Here is an 11,562-nt window from a genome sequence, read left to right on the forward strand (position 1 = left end):
GTGGTGGCGGCGGTGGAAGCTGGCGAGAGCCGGCGGTCTGCGGCGCGCCGGTTTGGGGTGAGTGAATCGACGGCGGTGAAGTGGTTGCAGCGGCATCGGGCGACCGGGTCGGTCCGGCCGGCGAAGATCGGCGGCCACGTGCGCCCTCTTCTGGAGCCGGAGCGGGACTGGATCCTGTCGCGGATGGCCGAAGCCGGGTGGGACCTGACGGTTCGGGGCCTGTCTGCGGAACTGGCGGCGCGAGGGGTCAAGGCAGGTCCCTATGCGGTGTGGGCCTTCTTCAAGCGCGAGGGCCTGAGCGTCAAAAAAAACGCTGCACGCCGCCGAGCAGGACCGGCCGGACGTGGCGCGCAAGCGGGACCGTTGGCAGCGCCATCAGCATCGGCTTGATCCGCGCCGCCTGGTCTTCATCGACGAGACCCCCGCCTTCGCGGGGGCAGGCTCTGGGCCAAGACCAACATGACCCGCACCCAAGGGTGGGCGCCCAAGGGCCAGCGACTGATCGCCAAGGTCCCGCATGGGCGCTGGACGACGCTCACCTTCCTGGCGGCCCTGCGTCACGACCGGATCGACGCGCCTCACGTGCTGGATGGACCGATCAATGGCGAGTACTTCCGCGCCTGGGTCGAACAGTGCCTCGTGCCAACCTTGTCACCCGGTGACGTCGTGATCATGGACAATCTCGGCAGTCACAAGGGCAAGGCCGTCCGCAAGGCGATCCGCGACGCCGGCGCGCACCTGATCTTCCTGCCGCCTTACAGCCCCGACCTCAACCCTATCGAGCAGGTCTTCGCCAAGCTCAAAACGCTTCTGCGAAAGGCCAACGAGCGAACCGTTGAGGACACTTGGCGACGCATCGGCAAGCTCCTCGACTGCTTCTCACCCGCCGAATGCGCCAACTACATCAGACATGCCGGCAATGCGTACGTCTAAGCCCAACGCGCTCTAGTAAGGCGGCGGGCTCATCGCACGTTCGGTTTGTGGCTGGCAGCACCTCGGGGGCGGCCAAGGTACGTCTACTTTCCGGCAGGAGCCCTACGTCCGCTTGTGGCGCAGAGGCGACGTCCGATAGGTTTAGTTCCGGTTCGGACTAATATTTTGCCGGCCGCTGCTGTTGCACACCAGGCGGCGAGATCGGGCTAAAATCCACCCACATCTCAAGCAGGCCGCGTGGTGGCTTTTCGCCCGGATACTTCGTGAAATCCACCACCCGGGGCGGGTCACTGGAGGGTCGGTTGCGTTGGACCTGAGCAGAAAGCAGTGCGGCGTGGCGGGCATCGGATGAGTAGAAGAAGCGCACTTCGTTCAACCCGCGGGCGGCTGCGACACGCTCGGCGCCTGGCGCTGTGTACCCTTGCCCGGCCAGCGCGGTAACCAACTGGTTGGCCGCCTTCCGGGTGTCAGCGTCTGAGTGCGGATTTACATCTGCCTCGGAGAAGTACTGCAAAAACACGGTCGGCTTGATTGAGTCGGCGGCGACCTTCGCCCAATACTGAACGCGGGTCGGGCGGCGGTAAGCGACTGGATCTCGCATCAACGTGAGACGCGTTCCCGCTGGAATCGGCGCGAGAACCTCCGGCGATAGTGCGTAGGTCCGTGAGGGGAAATCTCCCCGCAGGTAGACGGGCGTTGTTAGGATGTACGCCTCCCCCGCCTTGGCCTGACTTGGTGTCGCGCGGCCGCCCTCCGTCGAAATCGTCGCGTCCCCGTCAGAGCCGAGCCAGAGATAGCCCACAATCGCACCCGCGGGCGCGGGAAAGTCTCCCTGGGCGACCGGCACTTTGATGGCCGGAGTCGGCGTAGAGCCCGCCAAAATCTGGGTGCGCTGCTGTTCCCTGTCGACATCACTCACCTGCGCCTGCTTCACGTCATTGAGGCTGGTCTCTACGGTCTCCAGCTTGGTCAATGTCGACAAATACGAAGCGGCCATGGCGAGTATGGCCAGGATGCCGGCCGACCAAATGGCAGCTAAATTCAGCCGGCGTTGGCGTAGTACGCGTTTGCGGGCCTTGACGCTGGCAGCGACGAGGTCGCGAACGTTCTTCCATTCCAACTGCGCCTCGGCCGGGCCAGGCGCGCGGCTAACGATGTGGCGTTGCGCCCAAGCGGCGTTGGCCCCCAGTCGATCGAACCAAGGCACCATCCTTCCTGTTGTCGCGGTATCCAGCAGGGCGTTTCTGTCGTTGACGAACTGTTTGGCTTGCACGGCCAGGAACCGCCAGATCAGCCCATCCTCCACCTCGCGCCGGAGCCATCCTCGCGGTACGCCCGTGGCGTCTATCGTCACGTCGGCGATCTGCGGCCAAGCGCGGATCAAGGCTTCGTGGCTGATGTCCACGACTTGGTCGGTCGGCAACGGAGTTGCCCGTTCCTGGGCGTATGGTCGGAGAAACGACACGCCCTCGGCGCGGAAATGTTCGAGTACGTCCCGGAGGTCTTGGACGCGGCTTTGACCTACGATTTCCTCAAGCTGATTCAGCTGGCGTGGCCGGCGGGTCGCGCGACCTTCCGCATCGACCTCCGTGAGGCAGCGAAAGAGATATTCAGCGACATCCCGTTGCGCCGGTGTGCACGCGGCGAGCACTTGGTCTGCGTGCGCTGCAAGCAGGCGACTCAGCTGCCCGCCCGGCAAGTCCAACTGCTCCGGGCTCGCCTCCACCGTGGTTTGGTACGCCGCAAGGGTCATGACCCCAGGGCCAGACCAGAGGCGGGCGAGCGAATGTTGAATAAGAGGTAGAGGGTCGTCTTCCAGGAGCGCATCCGCGACCAGTTTCTCGGCGAGGTCCGTAGCGACCGAGCCATGGAACAGTTCGATTGGCTTTCTCACTGCGCGCAGGAGATCGCGCCGCGCCATGCCTGGCAGCAGGTACTGGGCGAGGTTGACGATCTCGGTGAGTCCCGAGAAGCGCACGCAGTCGCCGAGGAATTCCGAGCGCATGGTGACCAACAAGCGGACGGGTCCCAAGGGCGCCGCAGTCGGGGTCTCGTCCCCGTCTTCCATCTCCTCCCAGAATTGCGGGCGGCCGCTGATACCGCTGAGGCCGACAAGAACCTCTATAAACAGCGCAGCTTCAGTCGGATCCACATGCCGGGCGAAGCGGAAGATCTCCTCGAACTGGTCAACGAAGACGTAGAGGCGGTCGACGCCAGCCTCTTGCAGCTTCAGTGCCAGCGCGGCGCCGGCGTCGCGGCCCAGAGCGAGGATCTGTTGGGCGGCTGCCACGTCCAGACCCACCCCCGCGCTTGCCACGGCCGCCGCAAGAGTGCTGAGCGGCGCCCGGCCGGGTCGCATCTCGACTATCGCAAACTTGAGCTTCTGCCGTCGCGCGCGGCGCGCGAGACTGGGAAGCACACCGGCGTAGATCAAGGATGACTTCCCGCACCCAGACGCCCCATGCACGAAGACGACCGCGCGCCCATGGAGACGGGCGACGATCTCCTCGATCATGGTCTCGCGGCCAAAGAAGATCGGCCATTCCTCGAGCCGAAAGGGTCGAAGTCCAGGATACGGCGATGTCGGCAACTCGGCCGTCGTGGCGCCGCGGGCAATCGCCTCCTGCGGGACGGCGCGAAAATCAGCTAGGCTTGGCTCAGGAATCATGAGGCGGATGCTCCACGCCGTATTGGTCGGCCGTGCGCCCTGCAGTTTGTGAAAGCCACGCCTGGAATTGACTGGGCCATTTGGGTTGGGAGCCGTCGATCCAGCCGATATCGCGTCGCTGAGCGGCGCGAATGAACAGGGGATTTCCGAGCCCCGCCATGTCGACAACCGCGCACGGCAGGTAGCGACCAAACCCGGAGAAGATCAGTTCGCGGCGATCGGAGCCAATGAGGTCAATGTCAATATCGAGAGTGTCGTCATCGGCGCCAACGAGCAGCATCGCCTCACAGCGGCTCGCTTTCCTGACAAAACGGTGCGCCGCCTTCGGATCATCTGGGTCGTCCTCGGGGCCAGCCAGCGGCTGGAAGAGAATGCCGGCCTTGTCCAAGTCCTCGGCCGCTCGCGCCCAGGCATCTGAGTGCTCCGGGCGTCCGTGAAGGTAGACCTGCCTGAGCTTCCCGTTTGCCTGAATCGCGGTGGCGACCTTCTGAGCTTGAAGCATTTCTAGCTCGTCGCGCAGCGTGTTCAAGCGGTTGCGGATGAATCCCGCGTGGCTGAAGAGCGCGCGTGCGAAGAGCGGATTGGGCGCCGCGCCCTTCCAGTCCTCTCCGAACCCCCATGGTGCCTCAGCACCCTTGTCGTGGAAGGAGGCGCCCAACAGCTGGACGCCACCAGGTTCCAGTGGTTCGGGCCATTTGCGACCCGCCATCTCGAGCAGGCGGATGACCGAGATGCGGGAGTCGGGGGAGCCCAGGCGCTCAGCCGCCGCCTTGTCCCATAACGAAAGCTCCAGGTGACACCGTTCCGACGCCAAGAACTGATTGGAGACATGGACCTGCAACATCGCGGATCTGGCCAACACTTTCGACAAGTGATCGCTGACCGTCTCCGGTTGAGCCGGATCGGTGCCATGAGGGCTGTCGTCGAGGACGATGTTGAGAGGCTTCACACCGAGATAGTCGAGTGTGCCAGCGAGTTGCTCGCGGAACTGAAGCGACCAGTTGCGGAGGGGTTGTGCTAGGTGTCCGACGCCGCCCGGGGCGCAGCTGATGTAGATGTCGTGCTCATAGCCGAACTTGCTGAGATAAGCTCCCGGCTGGGTCTCCGAAGGGGACACTGTCGGCGGCAAGTCATTCACGCGGGAGACCAGATGGCATGCCGACGAGGGCGCGCCGGGCTGGACCGACGAAGCTCCTGCAGCGTGTGTCACCCGAGGTAGGTTTTTTAGGAATCGGCTGAGAAGCCGATGCTGGATCGCGCGCGCCGACTCGGGTGCCGCGATGGTAAAATGATCGCTGTTCGGCACCTTGAACGGCTCGCCGAAGTATCTTGCACCCGAGAAGGGCTCCACCACCTGCCGACGCAACAGGGACTTCATGGCGATGAACCTGTCCTCCACGAGTTCCTTCCCGACCATCGGGAGGTCGCCTGAGGCCTTCAGGTTGCTGAACTCCTTGTCGAGGTCGAGCAGCCACCCATTGTCCTGCGAGAAGCGCAGCGCGTCGGCCTGACTATGGCCGATGGCGCGGGCGAGGGGCTGCAGAAAGTTTGCGTACTGCGACCCGAGGGAGGGCGACGCAATCAAAAACAGGCCGATAGTGATGCCGCTGTCGCGGAAGTCCGACGCGCGCTCCACAACCAGTTTCCGAACCACGATGCCGCCCATGCTATGGGCCACGAACACAAGCGTGTGGCAGTCGAACAAGCCGTCCAATCGCATCTGCTCTTTCAGTGCGTCGACGGCATCTCCTAGGCGATAGCCACCGCTGAAGAGGTTGGTGCGATAGGAGAAGACATAAATCCCGAACGCCTTAGTCGCGTCGTCGTCCAGGAGCAGTTTCGGCCAGTAGCTTCCATGGTCGGCACCCCAGGATGCCTTGCCAGAGGAAAGCACCCCGTGGACGAAGATGACGGCGACGCCGTTCTGAGGGCGTCTAAGCCACTCCTCGTCCATTCCGCCGTCCTCCTAACCACAGCGGTAGTAAAACACAGCGTTGCGCGACCATCCATAGGTCAACTGTGACGTGTCGAAGGCGGCGCTTTCTCCGCATGATGAGTTTCGCTGCGAGCGCCGCCGTCTGCAAAGGTTGAAGGAGGCGTGTTTGGTGACGGTAGTCGAAAGTCCGCCATGCGGCCGGACCCCAATGTCGCCTGTTGGCGCAACGCGGACCTCCCGCGGCTGCGCAGAGGCGCTGTGAAGGGCTCTAGAACAGGGTTGCCATCTCTAACTGGAACGCTGGTGACATCTCTATCGGTGATCTACAGTGTGTCTACGCCTAATGTATCTTATGCGAAATAATGCTGTAGCAGCAACGTGCAAATGTCACCGGCGAGCAAGTTAGAGATGTCACCCTCCTAGGCCTTCGGATGGCTAGGGAAAGACGCCAGTGGCGGTGTTGATCATGAGCGAAGGCGAGCTGGCGCGCGCGGAGATTCTGCGCGATCTGGATGAGGATCGGTTGACGATCGAGGCAGCCGAGCAGTTGCTCGGGCTGGGTCGACGCCAAGTGTTTCGGGTGCTGAGCGCCTACCGGTCGCAAGGTGCCCAGGGTCTGATTTCCAAAAAGCGGGGCCGGCCGAGCAACCGAAAGATGTCCGGCGAGACCCGCGCTGAAGCCCTGGAGATCGTGCGCCAAAACTACGCGGATTTCGGCCCCACCCTGGCGGCGGAGAAGCTGGCTGAGCGACACGGTCTGCGCGTTTCCAAGGAGACGCTACGCAAATGGATGCTGGAGGACGGCCTGTGGCTTGATCGCCGGCGGCGCCGGAAACGCGCCTATCAGCCGCGCTACCGCCGCGACTGCGTGGGCGAGCTGATCCAAGTGGACGGGTGCGATCACTGGTGGTTCGAAGATCGCGGGCGGCGATGCACGCTGCTGGTGTTTATCGACGACGCCACCTCGCGGCTGATGCAGCTGCGATTCGTGCGCACCGAATCCACCTTTGCCTACTTCGAGGTGCTGCGGGGCTATCTGGAGGCCTGGGGCAAGCCGGTGGCGTTCTATACCGACAAGCACGTCGTCTTCCGGGTTAACAAGCGCGACGCCCGAAAAGGTGACGGCCTCACCCAGTTCGGGCGCGCCTTGCATGGGCTCAACATTGACCTGATCTGCGCTAACTCCAGCCAGGCCAAGGGCCGCGTCGAGCGCGCTCACAAGACGCTTCAGGATCGGCTGGTGAAGGAGCTGCGGCTAGCCAATATCAGTGACGTCGATGGCGCCAATGCATTCCTGCCGGGCTTCATGACCGACCACAACGCCCGCTTCGGCAAGGCGCCGGCGAACACCAAGGATCTCCATCGGCCCCTCACCGTCCGAGATAACCTGGATGAAGCCTTCACGTGGCGGGAAACTCGGACCGTCACTCAGGCCCTGACCCTGCATTACGACCGGCAGGTCTTTGTGCTGAAGCAGATCCCAGCAGCGCTGGCCGCGGCGGGTAAGACCGCTGAGGTGGTCGAATATCCAGACGGCCGGATTGTGGTCCACCATTCTGGCGCCGACTTACCCTACCGGCTCTTCGACAAGGAGCGACGCGTCGACCAGGCTGCCATCGTCGGAAACAAGTTCTTCGGGCCGCTGCTCGCCCAAATCCGCGAAGACCAGGTCCGTCGCGACGCCGACGTGAAACCCCGACGATCGATCAGACCAGCGTCCGCATCGAGCGCGCGTTGAGACCGTGGGCACGGAAGGCGGTCTGGCGCTGCGCAATGTGAAAGCTGCGCGCCAGCCCGCCCTCCGACTGAGAGGCTGGTGACATTTCTATCTGGCCGGCCCAAGTGTCATTTCTAAATGGCGTGGACAAATGCTAAATAAGCTATTGAAAAAGTAGAGGTTCGTAATCAATGCGAGTCGCACCCTTAGCGCCGGGTTTCGTTAGAGATGATTGCGATAAGGACATTTTGAAGAACAGCGCCGTGCGGATCCACGTTGGCGGTCTAGACGTCGCTAGGGCGCGTTTCCGTCCGCGTCCTGGGCGTCATTGTGGAACGGGCCAGGCTTGTCAGCGAAGACCCTGATCGAGGCATAAGGAACTAGTAGGCGCTCCTTCACGCCGCCGAACGACAGTGACACCTCAAAGCCTTCCGCTGAACAGGCCAGATCCCAGAACGAGCCGCCCACGACGATCCTCATCGATTGCGGGTATTTCAGCTGAAATGCGTCTGAAAGTTCGACCCCGGGATGATCTGTCGCGAACGTTACGTTAAGGTCATGACAGTTGGAGATGACCGTGAAGGCCAGTGTCACGGCGGGGATCGCGATGGTTCCCAGAATTTCCAAACCGCCGTCCAGCGCCGAGTGGTGCTCGATTTTGGCGCCTTCGACCCCACCGGCGGCGCTATCACCCGGAGCTTCACCACCTCCAGGGACGGACCTCGATTCAAATTGGAAATTCGATTCACCTTCTCCACTCAAGTCTTGCGCTGCGACGGTGCGGGCACCTCCACAGTTGGAGCCCTATAGAAGGGACTGCCACGTTGTCCGGGTCGGCAGGGTGGGTGCAATCCACCTAGGCGTCTAAGAAGGTCGTTCGACGCGGATTGAAACCAAACAGCGATCCACGTGCGAAGACCGGTGACTTCATGAGACATGGATGGGGGACTCCAAACATGAGAGAACGCGCGAGGAAGGCGAACGGACGAGCCTTTGGCTTCATCCTCGTGATTGTCTTGCTCGACGCCTTATCTTTCGGCCTGATCTTCCCGGTTTTGCCGCGCCTCGTACTAGTACTCTCTGGGGGAGACGCGGCCGGCGCCTCGAGAGCGTTTGGCCTGATCGCTGGCGTATGGGCCCTAATGAATTTTCTCGCCGCGCCTGTCCTCGGGGCCGCTTCCGACCGCTTCGGCCGGCGACCGGTGATCCTAGTTTCGACATTCGGCCTGTCCCTTGATCTGGTGCTGATGGCGCTCGCGCCGAGCCTGGCTTGGTTGTTCTTGGGACGGGCGATTTCGGGGGTGACCTCCGCCAACTACGCCACCGCAGCAGCCTACGTCGCGGACGTATCGGGGGAGGACAAGCGCGCGGCGCGCTTTGGGCTGCTGGCGGCGATTTCTGGCGTCGGCCTAGTGCTAGGCCCAGTCGTCGGCGGATTTCTTGGGGAATTGAGCCCGCGCACGCCATTTTGGGCGGCAGCCGCGCTTACGGGCCTAAGCTGCCTGTACGGACTCTTCGTCTTGCCAGAATCCCTGCGCCGGCATCGGCGCACCGTTGTAGACTGGAGCGCGGCTTTGCCTGTCAAGTCTCTTGGTATCCTCACGAAATACAAAGGGCTCGTGGGCCTAGCCAGTGTCATGACGCTGTTGCAGGTCGTTGCCCAGGCCGCCAACGCGCTGCTGGTGCTCTATACGGCGCACCGCTACGGTTGGAACTCTGGGGCCGTCGGAGTGCTGCTGATGGTCTATTCTGTGGGAAGCATCGCCGTAATGGCGGCGATTGCCCCGCTCATCGTGAAGGCGCTAGGCGATCGCTTGGTAGTACTCTTGGGAATAGCGTGCTCGATCGCTGGGTTCTTCGGTCTAGCGCTCGCGCCCAGCGGTACGTGGTTTTGTGTAGCCGTCGGTGCTGTTTGCTTGGGGAGCGTATCCGGGCCAGCCCTAACGGCGCTCGTCACGCAAAAGGTCGACCCCGGTGAGCAGGGACGCCTTCACGGCGCGCTGGGCGCGCTCATGGCTCTCGGCAGTTTCGCGGGCCCGATTGCGTTTACGCAGATCTTCGCGTGGTCAATTCTGAGTGGCTCATCGCCAAGTAAGTTAGGCGCTGCGATGGCCGCGGCCGGACTGTTGATGATCGGTGCCTGGATACTGGCTTTCGTCTTTGCCCGCGGGCCTGCCAGGGCGCGTCAAGTCGAAGTCCGTGCGGCTCTGCGTCGCGACGAAGTCGCCGAGCCCCAAGGATTCGACCTTGAGAATCCTGCGGCCCATCGGTCATCCGCCCGGGATGATGTCCTTTGACGCTGAGAAAGGCCGCGAGCCCGTCGGCCAAGTGAACAAAGGATTCAAATCGTTGCGCATGAAGTCGGCGCGGCATTGTCGGCGCTGAAGTTTGCCGCTCGTCGTTTTCGGGAGCGATCCAGCTCTCACGAGCACCAACCGCCAAAGCGCCAGTTCGTGACTATTCCACACGACGTCGCGCACGCACACCGCATGCTCGTCGAAATTGGGCCCACCGGAGCTTGTGACTCCCAATTCCTGCACGACCACGAGCCGCTCCTCGTTCTCGTCTTCGATAGAAAAGGCACACACACTCCTACCAAGGTTTGAGGAGGGATTGGCGGCGATCGTCCCCTCGAGGTCCTGCGGGTAGATGTTCCGGCCAGCGATGATGATGAGTTCCTTTACTCGGCCGGTGACACAGAGTTCTCCGGCCATTACGAAGCCGAGGTCTCCTGTCTTTACGAACACAGCCCCCGGATGGCCGGTTAGTTTGATCGAAGGAAGCACAGGCGGTATGGATGCGCCTTGCCAATACCCTAGGCAGACGCTCGGACCCGCCACGAGGATTTCGCCGACCTCTCCGGGTCGTTTCGGCTCGAGGGTCTCGGGATCAACGATGACGACTTCGGTGACTGGCGGTCCGCAGGACACCACAAGGTGCACGTTTGTCGCGTCGGAACTGGCTAACACTGCCCGGCCCCGCGCGAGGTCATCGGCGAGAAGCTTGAAGACCGTGGGTCCCGACGATCGGCGCGCGCCCGACACCATTAACGTGGCGTCCGCCAGGCCGTAGGTCGGATAAAAGGCCTGCCGACGGAATCCGGCAGGTGCGAAGGCATGCGAAAATCGCTCCAAGGTCGAGGCGCGCACCGGTTCGGCGCCGGAGATCGCCGCGGACCAAGACCGCAGATCCAAATCCTCCGGCAGGGGGGCCGCAACATTGGCCAAACAGTGCTCATAAGCGAAATTGGGCCCGCCGCTGAGGGTCGCCCTATAGTGCGAGATCGCGGCCAGCCATTCCATTGGCCGACGAAGGAACGCGCCTGGCGACATCATGACCGATGGGATTCCAGCGTATACCGAGTGCAGGATTCCAGCGACCAGGCCCATGTCATGGTAATGCGGCAACCAACTGACGCAGAGATCGTCAGCGTCAGCATTGAAGGCGGCGCGGAGCAGCGAGAGATTGTGGAGGATGTTCCGATGACTGATAGCGATCCCTTTCGGGGCCCCCGTCGATCCGGAGCTGTACTGCAAAAAGGCCAGGCCATCCGGGGAACCGCGCGCGACCACGCCTGACGCGAGGGCGTCATCGATAGCAATCTCGTCGGTGGCGATCCAATCGAGGCCGGTCGAGTCGACAAGCCCGCTCAAGGTCCGCTGGAATCGACGCAGATGACGGGAATTCGCAAGCACGACATTCGCCTCGCTGCTGCGGATCGTCGCGGCGATCTTGTTTAGTCCGCCCCCCGTCATGGAGAGCATGACGGGGGTCGGACATATCTCGGCGTAGAGGCAGCCGAAGAAGGTCGCAATGAACTCCAGGCCTGGCCCGTAGAGCAGGACTGCGACGGACCCGGGGTTCACGCGCCCCGCCAGGTCGGCGGCGATCAGCCGGGCCTCGAGGTCGAGCTCTGCAAAGGTCAGCCGGTCGCTCTCGCGTCCGCCGTCCAGAAATGCAAAGGCGAGGGCGTTGGGCATGGTCCGGGCCCGGGCGGACAGCATATCCGACAGAGTGGCCCAGTGCGGATCGGCTGGCGCATGGGGCCCGAGCCGGTGGGCCGACGGACGCAGCGCCCTTAACATTTCGCCCATGGGACGCTCGGCATTAGGCTTGGAGGTCCATGTCTATGAACTCCGGCTCTTGTCCGGATCGCAGATATTCGGAGAGCCCATTGATCGTGGGGTGTTCCCAGGCCGCCGAAGGCGACACGGGACGCCCAAGGAGTTGCTCTAGCCGTCCCGACAATTCCACCGCCACGAGCGAGTCGAGCCCGTATTCGTGGAACGGTTTTAGGCGATCGACGTC

The 11,562-nt window shown here is 62.8% G+C and carries 7 protein-coding genes and 1 pseudogene; 3 read left to right on the forward strand and 5 right to left on the reverse strand.

Annotated elements, in window-relative coordinates:
* Positions 1 to 933 (forward strand): annotated as a pseudogene (locus tag ACIQ42_RS09370) (IS630 family transposase); the annotation flags it as partial.
* Between the two features lie 157 nt (positions 934 to 1,090).
* On the opposite strand, the gene ACIQ42_RS09375 reads toward ACIQ42_RS09370, so the two are convergent.
* Entirely contained in the window at positions 1,091 to 3,601 is a 2,511-nt protein-coding gene (locus ACIQ42_RS09375; protein WP_397421935.1) for an ATP-binding protein, read from the reverse strand.
* The gene (locus ACIQ42_RS09380; protein ID WP_397421936.1) at positions 3,591 to 5,555 is read right to left on the reverse strand and encodes an esterase/lipase family protein; all 1,965 of its coding nucleotides are present in this window, start codon (positions 5,553 to 5,555) and stop codon (positions 3,591 to 3,593) included. The genes ACIQ42_RS09375 and ACIQ42_RS09380 overlap by 11 nt, the downstream gene beginning before the upstream one ends.
* Before the next feature lie 433 nt (positions 5,556 to 5,988).
* Between ACIQ42_RS09380 and ACIQ42_RS09385 the strand changes: the two genes are divergently transcribed.
* Entirely contained in the window at positions 5,989 to 7,275 is a 1,287-nt protein-coding gene (locus ACIQ42_RS09385; protein ID WP_397421937.1) for an ISNCY family transposase, read from the forward strand.
* 273 nt (positions 7,276 to 7,548) lie between these two features.
* On the opposite strand, the gene ACIQ42_RS09390 is transcribed toward ACIQ42_RS09385, so the two are convergent.
* Positions 7,549 to 8,016: a ClpXP protease specificity-enhancing factor SspB gene (locus ACIQ42_RS09390; RefSeq protein WP_397421938.1), complete on the reverse strand. Its 468-nt coding sequence runs from the start codon at positions 8,014 to 8,016 to the stop codon at positions 7,549 to 7,551.
* Between the two features lie 194 nt (positions 8,017 to 8,210).
* On the opposite strand from ACIQ42_RS09390, the gene ACIQ42_RS09395 reads away from it, so the two are divergent.
* Complete coding sequence (locus tag ACIQ42_RS09395; protein WP_397421939.1) at positions 8,211 to 9,551, forward strand: TCR/Tet family MFS transporter; 1,341 nt, start codon at positions 8,211 to 8,213, stop codon at positions 9,549 to 9,551.
* Here the strand turns inward: ACIQ42_RS09395 and ACIQ42_RS09400 are convergent.
* Both ACIQ42_RS09400 and ACIQ42_RS09405 read right to left on the reverse strand, forming a co-directional pair.
* On the reverse strand, positions 9,525 to 11,348 hold the full coding sequence (locus tag ACIQ42_RS09400; RefSeq protein ID WP_397421940.1) for a fatty acyl-AMP ligase: 1,824 nt from the start codon (positions 11,346 to 11,348) through the stop codon (positions 9,525 to 9,527). The two genes, ACIQ42_RS09395 and ACIQ42_RS09400, sit on opposite strands and share 27 nt — an antisense overlap.
* Before the next feature lie 13 nt (positions 11,349 to 11,361).
* On the reverse strand, positions 11,362 to 11,562 hold a 201-nt coding region (locus ACIQ42_RS09405), incomplete at its 5' end, for an acyl carrier protein (protein ID WP_397421941.1).

The organism is Phenylobacterium sp. (assembly GCF_044372605.1).
In the GTDB taxonomy this organism is placed as follows: domain Bacteria; phylum Pseudomonadota; class Alphaproteobacteria; order Caulobacterales; family Caulobacteraceae; genus Phenylobacterium.